This window comes from Streptomyces sp. NPDC014734 (assembly GCF_043083325.1).
Taxonomy (GTDB): Bacteria; Actinomycetota; Actinomycetes; order Streptomycetales; family Streptomycetaceae; genus Streptomyces.
In genome coordinates this window covers 133,450-151,654 of record NZ_JBIBYN010000008.1, presented here as the reverse complement: position 1 = coordinate 151,654, position 18,205 = coordinate 133,450, and the positions used below count along the sequence as shown (strand labels likewise).

Below are 18,205 nucleotides of genomic sequence, written 5' to 3'. Positions count from 1 at the left end.
CGAACGGGTGGACCTGGACCGGGGAGGCACGCACGTGCCTCCCCGGTTCGTTGCTGCGGGTGTGAGCGAGAAGAACGAACAGGGAAAAAGGGCCGCGCGAGACCGGCTCGTCCAGCAGCGCGAGCGCGAGAAGGCGCACGAGCGCCGCAGGCGCACGCTGATCGTCGGCAGTGCCGTGGTCGGTGTGCTGGCGCTGGCCGCAGTCGTCGGCGTGATCGCCGCGAACACCGGCGGCAAGGGCAAGAAGAACGAGGCGGCGGGCCCGGCCGTCGCGCCGTCGGGCGCCACCGGCAAGGACGCCCTGGCCATCCAGGTCGGTCCGGACGACGCGCCGTCCACGCTCACCATCTGGGAGGATTTCCGCTGCCCGGTCTGCGCCCAGTTCGAGAACGTCTTCCGGGACACCTTCCACGAGCTGGAGCGCACCGGCCAGATCAAGGTCGAGTACCACCTGGCCACGATCATCGACGGCAATCTCGGCGGCACCGGCTCACTGCGCGCGGCCAACGCGGCGGCCTGCGCGCAGGACGCCGGCAAGTTCGCCGCGTACCACGACATCCTCTACCGCAACCAGCCGCAGGAGTCCGTCGACACCTTCGCGGACAACGCCAAGCTGATCGACTTCGCCGGCAAGGTCCCGGGGCTCGACACCCCGGCCTTCCGCGCCTGTGTCAACGACGGAAAGCATGACAGCTGGGTCCGGAAGTCCAACGACGCGTTCCAGACCGGCGGATTCAAGGGCACCCCGACCGTACTGCTCAACGACGAGGCGATCTTCCCGAAGAAGGGGAACGAGCCGATCACCGTGGAGAACCTGAAGAAGTGGGTCGCCGAGGCCAACAAGGGCAAGAAGCCGGGCACGGCCACGCCCGCGAAGTCCGGCACGGCCGCCCCCGCACCGCCCGGCACGGTCGTCCCCGCCCCCTCGGGGACGGTCGCCCCCACGCACTCCGGCACGGTCTCCTCCGCACCGCCCGGAGCGGAGGCCCCCGCACCGCCCGAGTCGGCGGTCCCCACGTCTTCGGCTCCCTGACCCGTGTCCGGTGACGGCCCGGGGACGCTCCGCGCCTCCGGGCCGCAGGGGAAATCGATGACCCGCCCGTTACGCAGACGTTGCCCGGTGGGTTGCCGTAGGCCCCACCCGGCAGGGTAGCGTCGACCTTGCCATGGACCTTGCCTACATTCCCAGCCCGTCGACCGGCGTGATCAATCTCGGCCCGATCCCGCTCCGCGGCTACGCGTTCTGCATCATCATCGGTGTCTTCGTCGCCGTCTGGCTCGGCAACAAGCGTTGGATCGCCCGAGGCGGCAGAGCCGGCACCGTTGCCGACATCGCCGTCTGGGCGGTGCCCTTCGGCCTCGTCGGTGGTCGGCTCTACCACGTGATCACCGACTACCAGCTGTACTTCAGCGAGGGCGAGAACTGGGTCGACGCCTTCAAGATCTGGCAGGGCGGCCTCGGTATCTGGGGCGCGATCGCCCTCGGTGCCGTAGGTGCCTGGATCGGCTGCCGTCGGCGCGGAATTCCGCTGCCCGCCTGGGCGGACGCACTCGCCCCGGGCATCGTTCTGGCCCAGGCGTGCGGCCGCTGGGGCAACTGGTTCAACCAGGAGCTGTACGGCAAGCAGACCGACCTGCCGTGGGCGCTGAAGATCAGTGACGGCCCCAACCGCGTCGCCGGTACCTACCACCCGACGTTCCTCTACGAGTCGCTGTGGTGCGTCGGGGTCGCCCTCCTGGTGATCTGGGCGGACCGCCGTTTCAAGCTCGGCCACGGCCGGGCGTTCGCCCTGTACGTCGCCGCGTACTGCGCGGGCCGGGTCTGGACCGAGTACCTGCGGGTCGACGAGGCCCACCACATCCTGGGCCTGCGGCTGAACGTGTGGACCGCGCTGATCGTGTTCGTCCTGGCGGTGGTGTACATGGTGATCTCGGCGAAGCTGCGACCGGGCCGCGAGGAGATCGTGGAACCGGCGGCGGCCGAGGACGCCGAGGACGCCGAGGGCACGAAGGACGCCGCGGACACCGGGAGCACGAATGACTCCGAGGGATCCGACGACGCCGAGGGCACGAAGGACGCCGCGGACGCCGAGGGCACGAAGGACTCCGAGGGATCCGACGACGCCGAGGAATCCGGTGCGAAGCCCTCGGGGGAGGCCGACACCGCGAAGGCGGAGGCGGGGACGGCGAAGAACGCCTGAGAGCCTGTCGGGTGACCTCCGGCCTGGCGGATCGAAGGTCGCCCGACAGGCTCTGAGCCGTATGCGTGAACGTGGGGCCCGGACCGGGATCTTGGTTCGGTCCCCACTCGTGCGTGTTGGCGCGGCTCACCGCGCCCGTCGTGCCAGTGCCAGGGTGCGGCGGGCCGTGGCCACCACGGCGGCGTCGACGAAGCGGCCGTCCGGGAGGGCGAGCGCCCCCTGCTCCGTCGCCGTCGCCGTCACGATCTCCTCCGCCGCCTCGATCTCCCGCGCCGTCGGCCGGTACGCCCGCTCGATGACGGGGAGCTGGCGGGGGTGGATCGCGGCCCGGCCCAGGAAGCCCAGCGCCCGGCCGTGCGCGCAGGACGCGCGCAGCCCGTCCAGGTCCCGCACATCCGGATAGACCGACTGGGTCGGGGGAGCGAGCCCGGCCGCGCGGGCGGCGACCACGACCCGCCCGCGCGACCAGTCGAGCCCGGTGTCGTCCCGCAGCCCCAGATCGGCCCGGAGGTCGGCCTCGCCCAGGGCGACGGAACGCACCTGGGGGTGGGCCGAGGCGATCGAGTACGCGTGCTCGATGCCGAGCGCCGATTCCAGCAGCGGACACAGGGCCACCCCCGGTGCCACGGCCGCGAGGTGGTGCACCGATGCCGCGTGCGTGATCTTGGGCAGCCGGAACTCGGCGAGCCCCGGCAGACCGGCGAGGGCGCGTACGTCCGCCTCGGTGTGCACCCGGACGTGGAGCGGTACGGAGCCGTCCCCGGCCGGTTCGGACAGCAGCTCGGCGGTGGCCGACCGGGCGTAGTCCTTGCGCTCCGGCGCGACCGCGTCCTCCAGATCGACGATCACCACGTCCGCGCCCGCCCCGCGCGCCTTGCGCACCACCTCCGGCCGGTCGCCGGGGACGTACAACAGGGTCAGCGGGGCCGCCGCCGTCACAGCACGCCCTCCGCCCGCAGCGCGGAGATCTCCGGCACCCGCAGACCGAGACCGGTGAGGATCTCCTCGGTGTCCGCGCCGTGCGGGCGGCCCGCCCAGCGGATGGAGCCCGGTGTCCCGGACAGGCGGAACAGCACGTTCTGCATCCGGAGCGGGCCGAGTTCCGGGTCGTCGATCTCGGTGACGGAGTCCAGGGCCCGGTACTGCGGGTCCTCCATCACGTCCCGGACGTCGTACACGGGCGCGATCGCCGCCTCGGCCTTCTCGAACGCGTCAAGGGCCTCCTCCCGGGTGCGCCGGGCGATCCAGTCGCCGACCGCCTCGTCGAGCTCGTCGCAGTGCTCCGCGCGGCCGGTCCCGGAGCCGAACCAGGGTTCGTCGGTCAGTTCGGGCCTGCCGACCAGGCACATGACCCGCTCGGCGACCGACTGCGCGGAGGTGGACACGGCGACCCAGTGGCCGTCCGAGGTGCGGTAGGTGTTGCGCGGGGCGTTGTTGCGGGAGCGGTTGCCGGTGCGTCGCTGGACGTGGCCGAGCTGGTCGTACCAGAGGGGCTGGGGACCGAGCACGGTAAGGATCGGCTCGATGATCGCCATGTCGACGACCTGCCCCCGTCCGGTCCGTTCGCGCCCGGCGAGCGCGGTCATCACGGCGTACGCGGTGGCCAGGGCGGCGATCGAGTCGGCGAGGCCGAACGGCGGCAGCGTGGGCGGTCCGTCCGGTTCCCCGGTGATCGCGGCGAACCCGCTCATCGCCTCCGCGAGGGTGCCGAAGCCGGGGCGGTGCGCGTAGGGGCCGAACTGGCCGAAGCCGGTGACCCGGGTCAGGACCAGGCGCGGGTTGACCGCGTGCAGCTCCGAGGGGCCCAGGCCCCAGCGCTCCAGGGTTCCCGGCCGGAAGTTCTCGATGACCACATCGGTGTCGGCGGCCAGCCGGAGCAGGAGGTCGCGCCCCGCCGGGACGGACAGGTCGAGGGTCAGATTGCGCTTGTTGCGGCCGAGCAGCTTCCACCACAGACCGACCCCGTCCTTCGCGGGGCCGTGACCGCGCGAGGGATCGGGTCTGCGCGGATGCTCGACCTTGATCACCTCGGCTCCGAAGTCACCGAGCATGGTGGCGGCGAGCGGTCCCGCGAAGAGCGTGGCGAGGTCGACGACCCGCAGACCGGTCAGGGGCGGTCGCGCGGGCGCGTTCACGCGGCGTCGATCTCGCCGCGGTACGGCATGGACGACGAAGCGCCCGGCCGTTGCACGCACAGCGCGGCGGCGGACGACGCCCAGGCCAGGGACTCGGGCACGGGGCGCCGTTCGCCGAGCGCCACGGCCAGCGTGCCGACGAAGGTGTCACCGGCCCCGGTGGTGTCGACGGCGGTGACCTCGGGGGCCGGGAAGAGGACGGGTTCGCCGCCCCGGGCCGCGTACAGGCAGCCCTTGGCCCCGAGCGTGATGACGACCGCGGGGACCTGGGCGAGCAGCAGCCGGGCCGCCGCGTGGGGGTCCGTGGCACCGGTGAGGGCGGCAGCCTCGTGCTCGTTGGGGATCAACAGGTCGACGCAGTCCAGGAGTTCGGGAGGAAGGGGCTGCACGGGGGAGGGCGTGAGGATGGTGCGCACTCCCTGGGCGTGGGCGACCCGCGCCCCCTCCGTCACGGCGGTCAGCGGCAGCTCGAGCTGGAGCAGCAGCAGGTCGGCGGAGGCGATGGCCGCCATCTCCCCGGGGCCCAGGGCGGTGACGGTGCCGTTGGCACCCGGGATCACCACGATGGAGTTGCCGCCCAGGTCGTCGACGACGATGTGCGCGGTGCCGCTCGGGCCCTCGGCCGTGTGCAGGAGGTCGGTGTCGACGCCCGCGTGTTCCAGACTGGTCCGGAGCACGGCGCCGTACGCGTCGTTCCCGACCGCGCCGATCATCGTCACGTCGCCGCCCGCGCGGGCGGCGGCCACGGCCTGGTTGGCTCCCTTGCCGCCGGGTACGGTGCGCAGCTCCCGTCCCGTGATGGTCTCTCCGAGACGTGGGGCCCGTGCGACGTATGCGACAAGATCCATATTGGTGCTGCCGAGCACCGCGATGCCGGTCATGGGCGGCGTGCCTCCTCGGGGATGGTCCGGTGGGTTCGTGCACGGCGTGCGCCGGGGCCGGCCGGCCGGCGGGGAGGGGCCGTCGGAGCGGCGGCGGGGCCGGGCCCGGTCGCGGTACGGTCCCGGACCGTACCGCCGGGACGTCCGTCGCCAACAGGTGTCCCGGCGAACCGTTCACCGGAGGCGGGCGGTACGGCTCCCGTTCCGGACCGGAAGATCCTCGTGCACGTCATGACCGAATTGTCCACCCGCGGGCTTCGGTTCCGTGTCTGCCAGCAGCCCGGCGAGTTCGATGAGGTCGGTGCCCGCGAGCCGGGGCAGCGCGCATCCGGCGAGGGTGCGGCACGCCTCGCGCCAGCCGTTCGGCACGGCGTCGATGCCGCCGAGCACACCGGTGAGCGCGCCGGCCAGGGCGGGCGCCGAGTCGGCGACCCGGGACAGGCAGGCCGCCGCGGGAACGGCCTCGGCGATCCGGCCGCGTGCGGCGGTGGCCAGGGCGAGGGCGACCGGGACGGTCTCGGCGGCGGCGATGCCGTAGCTGTAGACGTGGTCGACGATCTGGTGCTCCAGTACCGGTACGAGGCCGAACACGCCGGCCGCCTCCCCGGCGAAGCCGCGGGCGATCCGGACGGCGTGGGCGGCGTTGCGGGCGATCTCGGTGCCGTCGGGGAGCTGGGCGAGTGCGGCGTTCACCGCGGCGTCGACGTCCGCACCGCCCAGCGCCTCGGCGACGGCCGCCGCCATCGCGCGGGCGCCGTGCACCCCGTCGCCGTCCTGGGTGTAGCGGGCGTCGAACTCGGCGAGGTCGGCGGCGGCGGACGGGTCGCCGGGGTGGGCGACCGCGAGCACCGCGGCCCGCACACAGGCCGCGTCGTCGAAGTAGTGCGGGTTGTCGTGGCCGGTGGCGGGCGGGCGCAGTCCGGCGGCGAGATTGCCGAGTCCGGCCCGCACCGAGATCCGGGCCCGCAGCGGCAGCACCGCCGACTCCACCTCGGGGGCGCGGGCGGCGGCCTCGGCGACCTCGGCCGCCAGCGCGTTCCAGGCGATGTCGACGGCGGCGCGCAGCCGCTGCCCGGGGGAGAGTCCGTGCAGCGGACCGGTCGCCGAGGCGAGCACGGTCCCGGCGGCGAACGCCGCCCATTCGGCGTCGTCGGAGGGGCCGAGCCGTAGGGGTTCGGGCGGCTGGTTGAGCGCGATGGGGACGGGCAGCGTGGTCGTGGCGTTCTGTTCGGCGAAGGTGTCGAGCTCCCGGGTGAGGCGCCGGGTCCATTCGGGCATCCGGGCCGCCCGGTGCCGTGCGGCCGGCCATCCGGCGGCGTCCCCGGCGGCGAGACCGAGCAGCAGCCCCTCGATCCGGGCCCGGTGTCCGTTCCGCCGGGGCGTCCCGGACCCGTGCGGACGGTCCCGGGGCGGGGCGGCGGCGGACGCGGACGCGGGAGTGGAAGCGCTCGGGGGTGTGGACGCGGGCGCGGTCGAGGGACCGGCGGGCGCGGGCGCCATGCGACCGGTCCGGGGGGCGCCGCGGGGAGCCGGACCGTGCTCCGGCGCGCGGGTCCCGCCGCGCCCGCGCCCGACACCGTCGCACGGCTCGTCCGGGGTGAGCAGTTCCGCGATGTCCAGGACGTGGTAGCCCCGCATCGACGGCAGGCAGCTGCCCCGGACCGGTCCGATCGCCTCCGCCCAGTGGCGCGGGATCGCGGTGGCCCCGTGCAGCGCACCGGCCAGGGCCCCCGCCACCGCCGCCGTGGTGTCCGCGTCGCGCCCCATGTTGACGGCGGTCAGCACCGCCGTGCGGAAGTCCCCGCGCGCCGCCGCGAACGCGCCGAAGGCGAGGCCGACCGCCTCCGGTGCCAGGTCCGTCCAGGGGTAGCCGCCGACGACCACCGCGGAACGCACCGCGCGTTCCATGGTGAGCCGGTCGGGGTACGCGCGCTGCGCGGCGGTCACCGCACGCCGCAACGAGCGCGCCGTCCAGGAGTCCATGGGGACGACGGACAGCGCCGCGGCGATCACCGACGCGACTCCGCCGCCGGTCATCGCGGCGGCCACCCCGGCCGCCACCGCCCGGCCGCCGTAGATGCCCTCCCCGTCGTGGCTGACCCGCCCGTCCACCGCGACCAGCCGTGCCGCCTCGTCCGGCCGGCCCGCCGCGAACACGCCGAACGGTGCCGCCCGCATCGCCAGCCCGTCGCTCCAGGCGTGCCGGTGCTGGGCGGAGATCGGGGCGGCGAGGCCGCGGCGGAGGTTCTCCAGCGTGCCCCGCTCGCTGAACCCGGCGCCGCGGAACGGTCCCTCGTCGAGGTCGGCGATCCACAGGTGCCAGGCCCGTTCCACGTGGGCGACGGTCAGCGCCGAGCCGTGCCGGGCGAGCAGCAGCCCGGAGAAGATCGCGTACTCGGTGTCGTCCGTGCCCGCCGGGTCGTCGTCCACGAAGCCCTCGACACGTCCCCAGCGGCGGCGGATCTCGGACGGCCGCAGGTTCTCCGCCGGTGCGCCGAGCGCGTCACCGACCGCGAGACCGAGCAGCGAGCCGCGGGCCCGGTCGCCGGGACCGCCTCGGGACCCCTCGTCCACGCCGTCCCGTACCCCCGCCCGTGCCGGATTTCCTGAAGTCAACTCCATCGTGTCGACCCTTCGCTCGCACCCAGCCAGTTCTGGTACTTGCTCGATCTGTGCCACACGGCGCCCCCGCAGAGGCGGATATCCGCGACAAAAGGGCCAGTCGGATGATGGCCTCCGGACAGCAAGGCAAGCCGTACCTACCTGGTCACTCACGGTGGTAAGTACGGCCTTCCTTGCTGGCGGGAGCCATTCTTCGTGCGTATTTTCGAGTGTGCTGAGCGGGGGTGGAGCGCAGGAGCCCGCTTCCGGAGAAGGGGAGAACCGTGGCCATCATCGAGACCGACGCCGTACTGCACGAGGCGCACCGCGACAACCACACCCACCGGGACGTGAACGGCGGCTGGCTGCGTCCGGCGGTCTTCGGCGCCATGGACGGACTGGTCTCCAACCTCGCGCTGATGACCGGTGTCGCGGGCGGCGCCGTCTCCCAGCAGACGATCGTGATCACCGGTCTCGCGGGCCTGGCCGCCGGCGCGTTCTCCATGGCGGCCGGCGAGTACACCTCCGTCGCCTCGCAACGCGAGCTGGTCGAGGCGGAACTCGATGTCGAGCGGCGCGAACTGCGCAAGCACCCCAAGGCCGAGGAACGTGAGCTCGCCGAACTGTACGTGTCGCGCGGCGTCGAGCCCGGCCTGGCCCGCGAGGTGGCCAGGCAGCTCTCGCGCGACCCGGAACAGGCCCTGGAGATCCACGCCCGCGAGGAACTCGGCATCGATCCCGGCGACCTGCCCTCACCGCTCGTCGCCGCGGTGTCGTCGTTCGGCGCGTTCGCGCTGGGCGCCCTGCTGCCGGTGCTGCCGTACCTGCTGGGGGCGAGCGAGCTGTGGCCGGCCGTGCTGCTCTCACTGGTCGGGCTGTTCGGCTGCGGGGCGGTGGTGGCGCGGGTGACGGCGCGCAGCTGGCTCTACAGCGGGCTGCGTCAACTGGCGCTGGGCGGCACCGCGGCGGCGGTCACCTACGGCCTGGGAACGCTGTTCGGCGTGGCCGTCGGGGGCTGACGGGCCCACCGGCGAAGCCCGGGGAGCAACCGGCGAAGGAGGAGGGGCGGGCCCTTGGGCCCGCCCCCTTCCGTGGTCGAGGAAAGACGGCCAGGACCTGACGGGAAGGGGGGGCGGACCCGAGGGCCCGCCCCCTTCCCGTGCCCGCCGTCCGTGTGATGCACGTCCCGCCACCTGTGTGATGTACGTCCTGGCACCCGCCTCTGGGCGGGGCGGCTCCGCCGGACGTAAAATGAGTCTCTATACGGGGCCGCACATATGTAGCCATGATCCGGCGGTTTCATTTTCTTCTCCGCCGGGCAAGAGCCGTAGACACCGCGGGCAACGACGCCTGCTCTCTGCGGCCCCTCCGGGCGCCGATCTTCCAACTGCGAAACCCCCCACCGCACCACCCTCATCGCATCACTCGATGTCCGCATGTTGGAACGAAGTATCCGCTTCTTGAGAAGCGCCTCATCATGTACATCTGCACGAACTTTCGCAGAGGGCCAACGTCGTCCCTCGGCACAGCACATGCCACGACGACGACGGGAGAGCCCATGCGTACCGACGCCTGGTCGCCCATGGACGGTCGCCCCGCCCAGCAGGGGCTGTACGACCCCCGTAACGAACACGACGCCTGCGGTGTCGGGTTCGTGGCCACCCTGACCGGTGTGGCCAGCCATGAGCTGGTCGAACAGGCGCTGACCGTACTGCGCAACCTCGAACACCGCGGCGCCACCGGTTCCGAGCCCGACTCCGGCGACGGCGCCGGAATCCTCCTCCAGGTACCGGACGCCTTCCTCCGCGAGGAGGTCGCCTTCGACCTTCCCGAGGCCGGTGCGTACGCCGTCGGCATCGCCTTCCTGCCCGCGGACGACTCCGCCGAGGCCGTCCGGAAGCTGGAGAAGATCACCGCCGAGGAGGGCCTCAAGGTCCTCGGCCGACGCGAGGTCCCGGTCGCCCCCGACATCCTCGGCAACGGCGCCCGCGCCACCATGCCCGAGTTCTGCCAGCTCTTCGTCGCCGACGGCGAGTCCACCGGCATCGCGCTCGACCGCAAGGCGTTCGTCCTGCGCAAGCGCGCCGAGCGGGAGGCCGGGGTGTACTTCCCCTCGCTCTCCGCCCGCACCATCGTCTACAAGGGCATGCTCACCACCGGGCAGCTGGAGCCGTTCTTCCCGGACCTCTCCGACCGCCGCTTCGCCACCGCCGTCGCCCTGGTCCACTCGCGGTTCTCCACGAACACCTTCCCGAGCTGGCCGCTCGCCCACCCGTACCGCTTCGTCGCGCACAACGGTGAGATCAACACGGTCAAGGGCAACCGCAACTGGATGCGGGCCCGCGAGTCGCAACTCGCCTCCGAACTGTTCGGCGACGCGCGTCTCGACCGGATCTTCCCCGTCTGCACCCCGGACGCCTCCGACTCCGCCTCCTTCGACGAGGTCCTGGAGCTGCTCCACCTCGGCGGCCGCTCGCTGCCCCACTCGGTGCTGATGATGGTCCCCGAGGCATGGGAGAGCCCCGAGTCCACCGCCACCATGGACGCCGGACGGCACGCCTTCTACCGGTACCACTCCGCGATGATGGAGCCCTGGGACGGTCCCGCCTGCGTCACCTTCACCGACGGCACCCAGGTAGGCGCCGTCCTGGACCGCAACGGACTGCGCCCCGGACGCTACTGGGTCACCGACGAGGGACTCGTCGTGCTCTCCTCCGAGGTCGGGGTCCTGGACATCGACCCCGCGAAGGTGGTCCGCAAGGGCCGCCTCCAGCCCGGCAGGATGTTCCTCGTCGACACGGCCGAGGGCCGCATCATCGAGGACGACGAGATCAAGGCGTCCCTGGCCGCCGAGCAGCCCTACCAGGAGTGGCTGGAGGCCGGCGTCATCGAGCTCGGCGACCTCCCGGAGCGCGAGCACATCGTGCACACCCACGCCTCCGTCACCCGCCGCCAGCAGACCTTCGGCTACACCGAGGAAGAGCTCCGCGTCATCCTCGCCCCGATGGCCCGCACCGGCGGCGAACCGCTGGGCTCCATGGGCACGGACTCGCCGATCGCCGCCCTCTCCGAGCGCCCCCGGCTCCTCTTCGACTACTTCACCCAGCTCTTCGCGCAGGTCACCAACCCGCCGCTGGACGCCATCCGCGAGGAACTCGTCACCTCACTGCGCTCCACCCTCGGCCCGCAGGGCAACCTGCTGGAGCCGACCGCCGCCTCGTGCCGCAGCGTCACCCTGCCGTTCCCGGTGATCGACAACGACGAGCTGGCCAAGCTGATACACATCAACGCCGACGGCGACATGCCGGGCATGAAGGCCGCCACGCTCTCCGGCCTCTACCGGGTCGGCGGCGGAGCCGAGGCCCTCGCGGCGCGGATCGAGCAGATCTGCGCCGAGGTCGACGCCGCGATCACGGACGGCGCCCGCCTCGTCGTCCTGTCCGACCGGCACTCCGACGCCGAGCACGCGCCGATCCCGTCGCTGCTGCTCACCGCGGCCGTCCACCACCACCTCATCCGCACCAAGCAGCGCACCCAGGTGGGACTGCTGGTCGAGGCCGGGGACGTCCGCGAGGTCCACCACGTCGCGCTGCTGATCGGCTACGGAGCCGCCGCGGTCAACCCGTACCTGGCGATGGAGTCCGTCGAGGACCTGGTCCGCGCCGGCACCTTCATCGAGGGCATCGAACCCGAGCAGGCGATCCGCAACCTGATCCACGCCCTCGGCAAGGGCGTCCTGAAGGTCATGTCCAAGATGGGCATCTCGACGGTCGCCTCCTACCGCGGCGCCCAGGTCTTCGAGGCCGTCGGCCTGGACGAGGGCTTCGTCGCGACGTACTTCGCCGGCACCGCCACCAAGATCGGCGGCGCGGGCCTCGACGTCGTCGCCCACGAGGTCGCCGCCCGCCACGCCAAGGCGTACCCGGCCTCCGGCATCTCCGCCTCGCACCGCGCACTGGAGATCGGCGGCGAGTACCAGTGGCGCCGCGAGGGCGAACCGCACCTGTTCGACCCGGAGACCGTCTTCCGCCTCCAGCACGCCACCCGCACCAAGCGCTACGACATCTTCAAGAAGTACACGGACCGGGTGAACGAGCAGTCCGAGCGCCTGATGACGCTGCGCGGCCTGTTCGGCTTCCGCACCGACCGCGAGCCGATCCCGGTAGACGAGGTCGAGCCCGTCTCCGAGATCGTCAAGCGGTTCTCCACCGGCGCCATGTCGTACGGCTCGATCTCCCGCGAGGCGCACGAGACCCTCGCCATCGCCATGAACCAGCTCGGCGGCAAGTCCAACACCGGCGAGGGCGGCGAGGACCCCGACCGCCTCCACGACCCGGCGCGCCGCTCGGCCATCAAGCAGGTCGCCTCCGGCCGCTTCGGCGTGACCAGCGAGTACCTGGTCAACGCGGACGACATCCAGATCAAGATGGCCCAGGGCGCCAAGCCCGGCGAGGGCGGCCAGCTGCCCGGCCACAAGGTCTACCCATGGGTCGCGAGGACCCGGCACTCCACCCCGGGCGTCGGGCTGATCTCCCCGCCGCCGCACCACGACATCTACTCCATCGAGGACCTGGCCCAGCTGATCCACGACCTCAAGAACGCCAACCCGGCGGCCCGCATCCACGTGAAGCTGGTCTCCGAGGTCGGCGTCGGCACGGTCGCCGCCGGTGTCTCCAAGGCCCACGCGGACGTCGTCCTGATCTCCGGCCACGACGGCGGAACGGGCGCCTCCCCGCTCACCTCGCTCAAGCACGCGGGCGGCCCCTGGGAACTGGGCCTCGCCGAGACCCAGCAGACCCTGCTGCTCAACGGCCTGCGCGACCGGATCGTGGTGCAGACCGACGGCCAGCTCAAGACCGGCCGCGATGTCGTCATCGCCGCGCTGCTGGGCGCCGAGGAGTTCGGTTTCGCGACAGCGCCGCTCGTCGTCTCCGGCTGCGTCATGATGCGCGTCTGCCACCTGGACACCTGCCCGGTCGGTATCGCCACCCAGAACCCCGTCCTGCGCGACCGGTTCTCCGGCAAGGCCGAGTACGTCGTCAACTTCTTCGAGTTCATCGCGCAGGAGGTCCGCGAGCTCCTCGCCGAGCTGGGCTTCCGCACGATCGAGGAGGCCGTCGGCCACGCCGAGCTGCTCGACACCGACCGGGCGATCACCCACTGGAAGGCGCAGGGCCTCGAACTCGCCCCGCTCTTCCACGTCCCCGAGCTGCCCGAGGACGCCGTCCGCCACCAGCGCGTCGAACAGGACCACGGTCTCGCCAAGGCCCTCGACAACGAGCTGATCCGGCTGGCCGCCGACGCCCTGGACGCCCGGAGCGCCGAGGCCGCCCAGCCGGTCCGGGCCCAGGTCGCGATCCGCAACATCAACCGGACCGTCGGCACCATGCTCGGCCACGAGGTGACCAAGCGGTTCGGCGGCGCCGGACTGCCCCAGGACACCATCGACATCACCTTCACCGGCTCGGCCGGCCAGTCCTTCGGCGCCTTCGCGCCCAGCGGGGTGACGCTGCGCCTGGAGGGCGACGCCAACGACTACGTCGGCAAGGGCCTCTCCGGCGGCCGGATCGTCGTCCGCCCGGACCGCGGCGCCGACCACCTCGCCGAGTACTCCACCATCGCGGGCAACACCATCGGCTACGGCGCCACCGGCGGCGAGATGTTCCTGCGCGGCCGGACCGGGGAGCGGTTCTGCGTCCGCAACTCCGGCGCCACGGTCGTCTCGGAGGGCGTGGGCGACCACGGCTGCGAGTACATGACCGGCGGCCACGCCGTCGTGCTCGGCGAGACCGGCCGCAACTTCGCCGCCGGCATGTCGGGCGGCGTCGCCTACGTCATCGACCTGGACCGCGACCACGTCAACGCCGGCAACCACGGCGCGATCGAGGAACCGACCGAGGCCGACCGGCAGTGGCTGCACGACGTGGTGCGCCGCCACCGCGAGGAGACCGGCTCCACGGTCGCCGCGAAGCTGCTCGCGGACTGGGACACCTCCGTGACCCGGTTCAGCAAGATCATCCCGTCCACGTACAAGGCAGTGCTCGCCGCCAAGGACGCCGCTGAGCTCGCCGGTCTCTCCGAACAGGAGACCACCGAGAAGATGATGGAGGCGGCGACCCATGGCTGACCCCAAGGGCTTTCTGACCACCGGGCGCGAGGTCGCCGAGACCCGCCCCGTCGCCGAGCGCGTCCAGGACTGGAACGAGGTCTACGTCCGGGGCTCGCTGCTCCCGATCATCAGCAAGCAGGCGGGCCGCTGCATGGACTGCGGCATCCCGTTCTGCCACAACGGCTGCCCGCTCGGAAACCTCATTCCCGAGTGGAACGACTACGCCTACCGCGAGGACTGGGCGGCGGCGTCCGAGCGTCTGCACGCCACGAACAACTTCCCGGAGTTCACCGGGCGGCTCTGCCCGGCCCCGTGCGAGTCGGCGTGCGTGCTCGGCATCGACCAGCCGGCCGTCACCATCAAGAACGTCGAGGTCTCCATCATCGACAAGGCGTGGGGCAACGGTGACGTCACCCCGCAGCCGCCCGAGCGGCTCTCCGGCAAGACCGTCGCCGTCATCGGCTCCGGTCCGGCGGGTCTCGCCGCCGCGCAGCAGCTGACCCGGGCCGGTCACACCGTCGCCGTGTACGAGCGCGCGGACCGGATCGGGGGACTCCTGCGGTACGGCATTCCCGCGTTCAAGATGGAGAAGTCGCACATCAACCGCCGTATCGAGCAGATGCGCGCGGAGGGCACCAAGTTCCGTACCGAGACGGAGATCGGCCGCGACATCGACGCCGCCAAGCTCCGCCGCCGCTACGACGCGGTCGTCATCGCCGCCGGTGCCACGGTCTCCCGCGATCTGCCCGTCCCGGGCCGGGAGCTGAACGGCGTGCACTTCGCGATGGAGTACCTGCCGCCGGCCAACAAGGTGCAGGAGGGCGACCTGACGGTCTCCCCGATCACCGCCGAGGGCAAGCACGTCGTCGTCATCGGCGGCGGCGACACCGGCGCCGACTGCGTCGGCACCGCCCACCGGCAGGGAGCGCTCTCCGTCACCCAGCTGGAGATCATGCCGAGGCCGGGCGAGGAGCGGAACACCAACCAGCCCTGGCCCACCTTCCCGATGCTCTACAAGGTCACCTCCGCGCACGAGGAGACCACGTACCTGGCGCGGAGGAGGGCGGGCCTCGATCCGGACGAGGGACCCTCCCGCCCGGGGGCGGACGAGGAGGGACGGGTCTACTCCGTCTCCACCACCCACTTCGAGGGCGACGAGAACGGCGACGTCCAGGCGCTGCACCTGGTCGAGGTAGAGTTCAAGGACGGCAAGCTGGAACAGAGGCCCGGTACCGAGCGCAGGATCCCGGCCCAACTGGTCACCCTTGCCATGGGCTTCACCGGCACCGACCAGTCCAACGGCCTGGTCCAGCAGTTCGGCCTGGAGCTCGACGGGCGCGGCAACGTCGCGCGCGACGCGGACTTCGCCACCAACGTCGATGGCGTGTTCGTCGCCGGTGACGCGGGCCGGGGCCAGTCCCTCATCGTGTGGGCCATCGCCGAGGGCCGCTCCGCGGCACGCGGTGTGGACCGCTACCTGACCGGAGCCAGCGCCCTGCCGGCCCCGATCCGCCCGACGGACCGTGCTCTCATGGTCTGATCGCGGCACCAAGGATGTCCCGTACAACGGCGTGCGGAACTCAACGCGGCGCCTGCCCGTCCCCGACCGGACACCTGGCAGGCGCCGCGGCATGTCCGGGGACGGGCGGCGCGACGCGCCGACGGGGACGCGGTGTACCGGAACGGAGCCGGAGCGGCGCGTTCAGCCCGACAGCGCGGACGTCTTGAGCACCACCAGCAGCACCAGCACGGCGAGCAGCACCACGCACGAGGCGGCCTGAACCGCCGTGCGCCCCCTCGCCGGGGCGTACGCGTACGCGACCGTGACGATCCCGCCGGTCAGCAGCCCGCCCAGGTGGCCCTGCCACGAGGTGAATCCCGCCGAGATCAGCATCCAGATCAGGAACCCGGCCATGAACCGGTTGACCGCCTGCATGTCGCGCCCCAGACGCCGGTTGACGACGTAGAACGCCGCCCCGAGCCCGAAGACCGCTCCCGAGGCCCCCACCGTGCCGTCGAACGGCGCGATCAGGTACACCAGGACCGAACCGCCCAGCGCGGACAGCAGATACAGCGCCAGATACCGGGCCCGGCCCAACTGCTCCTCGACCACCCGGCCCAGATTCCACAGCGCGTACATGTTGAAGACGATGTGCAGCACACCGAACGGCAGCGGCCCCAGCGTCGCCCCGTCCGGCGGGAGGTGCAGGAACGCTCCGGTCAGCAGCCGGTACCACTCCCCGTCCACCACGCCGATCACGTCGAAGCCGATGAAGCTCCCGTTCGCGTACAGGTACCGGCTGCCGTCGGGGGCGGCCAGTCCGGCGCCGAGCATCGCGAACCGGTTGACGACGTCCGGGAACACCAACTCGGCCAGGTACACGAGGATGTTGAGGCCCATCAGCAGATACGTGACGAGCGGCACCGCGGACCGTGCCACGGCACCGCCGAACACCGTGCGGGCCTGCCGGACCGAACGCTGTCCCTCCCGCACGCACTCGACACAGTGGTGACCGACGGCCGCCTCCCGCATGCAGTCGGGGCAGATGAAGCGTTCGCAGCGGGTGCAGCTCACATACGTCTCGTACGACGGATGGCGGTAGCAGGTGGTAACCGCAGCCTCCACGGTGGACTCCTTCACGGCGGGCGGGTCACGAAGCGGCCGGTGAGGGCGGCGGCGATCAACATAGCGAACACCGGTGCGGGGGGCGCGCGCGGGTGCCGCGGGTCCGGGCCTGCACACTGGCGTCGCACACAGGCAACAGTTCGAGGAAGCGGACCGGGCCCGGGAGCCCGGCACGTCGAGGATCGGGGTACCCGCATGACCGGCTCGTCCACCGCAACAGGTCCGGCGATCAGCCTCCGGAAGATCGAGGAGACCGCGCCCGCGCTCGTCGGTCACTACAGGAGCGCGTCGGTCTCCCTGACGAAGAACGGCATGAGCGGGGTGCGGGCCGCGGTCTACCTGGTGCTCGACTACTCCGGTTCCATGAGGGAGTACTACAGGGACGGCAGCGTCCAGGCCCTGGCCGACCGGGTCCTGGGCCTCTCGGCGCACCTGGACGACGACGGCCGGGTGCCCGTCGTCGTCTTCTCCACCGACATCGACGCCGTCACGGACATCGCCCTGGACAACCACCGCGGCCGGGTCGACGAGATCGTCGCGGGCCTCGGGCACATGGGGAGGACCAGCTACCACCTGGCCATGGACGCGGTCATCGACCACTACCTGGACAGCGGGTCGACCGCCCCCGCGCTCGTCGTCTTCCAGACGGACGGCGGCCCGATCAGCAAGCACGCGGCGGAACGTCACCTCTGCAAGGCAGCGAAGCTCCCGCTGTTCTGGCAGTTCATCGGCTTCGGCGACAGGCGCAGCACCCAGTTCGACTTCCTGCGCAAGCTCGACGACCTGCCCGTACCGGCCAAGCGTCCCGTCGACAACGCGGGCTTCTTCCACGCCGGATCCGACCCGAGCCGGGTACCGGACGCCGAACTGTACGACCGGCTGGTCGGCGAGTTCCCGCAGTGGCTGGCCGCGGCCCGGGCCGCGGGGATCGTCGTCGGCTGACGGTCCGGGAGGGGAAAGGGGGGAGGGGAGGGAAGGGGGCGGGACGTGTCCGGGGCGGCTTCCGGCGGGCCCGCCGGGCGGCTCCGTGAATCCGGACAGAGGATGTCGGGATTCCACGGTTCCATGTCCGCATGACACCGACACCGACACCGACACCGGCACCGGCACCGGCATCCGTTTCCCGGAACTCCTGGGCGGCGTTCCACGCGGCCCAGCCCGCCCTCGCCGACACCGTTCGCACCCGCTTCGGGCAGTACCGGCACCACGTCCTGGCGACCCTCCGCGCGGACGGATCGCCGCGGGTGACCGGCCTGGAGGTGGACTTCCGCTTCGGCGAAATGTGGCTCGGCATGATGCCGTACTCGCGCAAGGCGCAGGACCTGCACCGCGACCCGCGGTTCGCGGTGCAGGCGAATCCGGGTCCGGACGCCGAGATGAGGGACGGGGACGTACGGGTCTCCGGCCGGGCGGTGGAGGTGACCGACCCGGACACCCTGGCCCGCTTCGTCGAGGAGGTGAAGCCGCCGGAACCGTTCCACCTCTTCCGCGCGGAACCGGCGGAGGTGGTCCTGACGACGCTGGACGGCGAGGACCTGGTGGTACGGGTGTGGCGGCCCGGAGGACCGGTGCGCACCATCCGCCGGGGCCCGGACAACATCGCCCGGTCCGAGCCCTGACGGCCGCCCCTCCCGCGCGGGCGGAGCACGCGG

General features: G+C 72.2%; 12 protein-coding genes and 1 pseudogene. 7 read left to right on the top strand and 6 right to left on the bottom strand.

Going from position 1 to position 18,205, the window contains the following annotated elements; genetic code table 11:
- Nucleotides 1-61: 61 nt before the first annotated feature.
- Both ACF1CT_RS15550 and lgt read left to right on the top strand, forming a co-directional pair.
- Nucleotides 62-1,033: a thioredoxin domain-containing protein gene (locus tag ACF1CT_RS15550; protein WP_391784336.1), complete on the top strand. Its 972-nt coding sequence runs from the start codon at nt 62-64 to the stop codon at nt 1,031-1,033.
- Nucleotides 1,034-1,166: 133 nt separating this feature from the next.
- The gene (gene lgt / locus ACF1CT_RS15545; RefSeq protein ID WP_391784335.1) at nt 1,167-2,201 is read left to right on the top strand and encodes a prolipoprotein diacylglyceryl transferase; all 1,035 of its coding nucleotides are present in this window, start codon (nt 1,167-1,169) and stop codon (nt 2,199-2,201) included.
- Between the two features lie 126 nt (nt 2,202-2,327).
- Here the strand turns inward: lgt and ACF1CT_RS15540 are convergent, their stop codons facing one another.
- The 5 genes and pseudogenes from ACF1CT_RS15540 to ACF1CT_RS15520 form a co-directional block, all read right to left on the bottom strand.
- A complete protein-coding gene (locus ACF1CT_RS15540) occupies nt 2,328-3,140 on the bottom strand; it encodes an HpcH/HpaI aldolase/citrate lyase family protein (RefSeq protein ID WP_391784334.1) in 813 nt (270 codons plus the stop codon).
- A complete protein-coding gene (locus tag ACF1CT_RS15535) occupies nt 3,137-4,336 on the bottom strand; it encodes a CaiB/BaiF CoA transferase family protein (protein WP_391784333.1) in 1,200 nt (399 codons plus the stop codon). The genes ACF1CT_RS15540 and ACF1CT_RS15535 overlap by 4 nt, the downstream gene beginning before the upstream one ends.
- Nucleotides 4,333-5,217 carry a ribokinase gene (gene rbsK / locus ACF1CT_RS15530; protein ID WP_391784332.1) on the bottom strand — a complete coding sequence of 295 codons (885 nt, stop codon included), beginning with the start codon at nt 5,215-5,217 and terminating at the stop codon, nt 4,333-4,335. Before rbsK ends, ACF1CT_RS15535 begins: the two co-directional genes overlap by 4 nt.
- Nucleotides 5,218-5,391: 174 nt before the next feature.
- Entirely contained in the window at nt 5,392-6,717 is a 1,326-nt protein-coding gene (locus ACF1CT_RS15525) for an ADP-ribosylglycohydrolase family protein (protein ID WP_391784493.1), read from the bottom strand.
- An 83-nt stretch (nt 6,718-6,800) separates the two neighbouring features.
- Nucleotides 6,801-7,839, bottom strand: a pseudogene (locus ACF1CT_RS15520) (ADP-ribosylglycohydrolase family protein); the annotation flags it as partial.
- A gap of 263 nt (nt 7,840-8,102) precedes the next feature.
- Between ACF1CT_RS15520 and ACF1CT_RS15515 the strand changes: the two are divergent.
- From ACF1CT_RS15515 to ACF1CT_RS15505, 3 genes are all read left to right on the top strand, one after another.
- Nucleotides 8,103-8,837: a VIT1/CCC1 transporter family protein gene (locus ACF1CT_RS15515; RefSeq protein ID WP_391784331.1), complete on the top strand. Its 735-nt coding sequence runs from the start codon at nt 8,103-8,105 to the stop codon at nt 8,835-8,837.
- Between the two features lie 539 nt (nt 8,838-9,376).
- Nucleotides 9,377-13,945 (top strand): glutamate synthase large subunit, encoded by a 4,569-nt coding sequence (gene gltB, locus ACF1CT_RS15510; protein WP_391784330.1) that lies wholly within the window; start codon nt 9,377-9,379, stop codon nt 13,943-13,945.
- Nucleotides 13,938-15,467, top strand: coding sequence for a glutamate synthase subunit beta (locus ACF1CT_RS15505; protein WP_391784329.1), 1,530 nt, complete (start codon nt 13,938-13,940; stop codon nt 15,465-15,467). Before gltB ends, ACF1CT_RS15505 begins: the two co-directional genes overlap by 8 nt.
- A 162-nt stretch (nt 15,468-15,629) precedes the next feature.
- Here the strand turns inward: ACF1CT_RS15505 and ACF1CT_RS15500 are convergent, their stop codons facing one another.
- Nucleotides 15,630-16,553, bottom strand: coding sequence for a rhomboid family intramembrane serine protease (locus ACF1CT_RS15500; RefSeq protein ID WP_391784328.1), 924 nt, complete (start codon nt 16,551-16,553; stop codon nt 15,630-15,632).
- Nucleotides 16,554-16,748: 195 nt separating this feature from the next.
- Between ACF1CT_RS15500 and ACF1CT_RS15495 the strand changes: the two genes are divergently transcribed.
- Together ACF1CT_RS15495 and ACF1CT_RS15490 are read left to right on the top strand one after the other, a co-directional pair.
- Nucleotides 16,749-17,495, top strand: coding sequence for a vWA domain-containing protein (locus tag ACF1CT_RS15495; protein WP_391784327.1), 747 nt, complete (start codon nt 16,749-16,751; stop codon nt 17,493-17,495).
- Between the two features lie 131 nt (nt 17,496-17,626).
- Nucleotides 17,627-18,172, top strand: a complete 546-nt coding sequence (locus tag ACF1CT_RS15490; RefSeq protein ID WP_391784326.1) for a pyridoxamine 5'-phosphate oxidase family protein — start codon at nt 17,627-17,629, stop codon at nt 18,170-18,172.
- Nucleotides 18,173-18,205: the final 33 nt, after the last annotated feature.

Bases quoted from the DNA above. Each gene is read 5' to 3' on its own strand.
- lgt (WP_391784335.1), top strand. From the start codon at position 1,167: ATGGACCTTGCCTACATTCCCAGCCCGTCGACCGGCGTGATCAATCTC.
- rbsK (WP_391784332.1), bottom strand. From the start codon at position 5,217: ATGACCGGCATCGCGGTGCTCGGCAGCACCAATATGGATCTTGTCGCA.
- ACF1CT_RS15525 (WP_391784493.1), bottom strand. From the start codon at position 6,717: ATGGCGCCCGCGCCCGCCGGTCCCTCGACCGCGCCCGCGTCCACACCC.
- gltB (WP_391784330.1), top strand. From the start codon at position 9,377: ATGCGTACCGACGCCTGGTCGCCCATGGACGGTCGCCCCGCCCAGCAG.
- ACF1CT_RS15505 (WP_391784329.1), top strand. From the start codon at position 13,938: ATGGCTGACCCCAAGGGCTTTCTGACCACCGGGCGCGAGGTCGCCGAG.
- ACF1CT_RS15495 (WP_391784327.1), top strand. From the start codon at position 16,749: ATGACCGGCTCGTCCACCGCAACAGGTCCGGCGATCAGCCTCCGGAAG.
- ACF1CT_RS15490 (WP_391784326.1), top strand. From the start codon at position 17,627: ATGACACCGACACCGACACCGACACCGGCACCGGCACCGGCATCCGTT.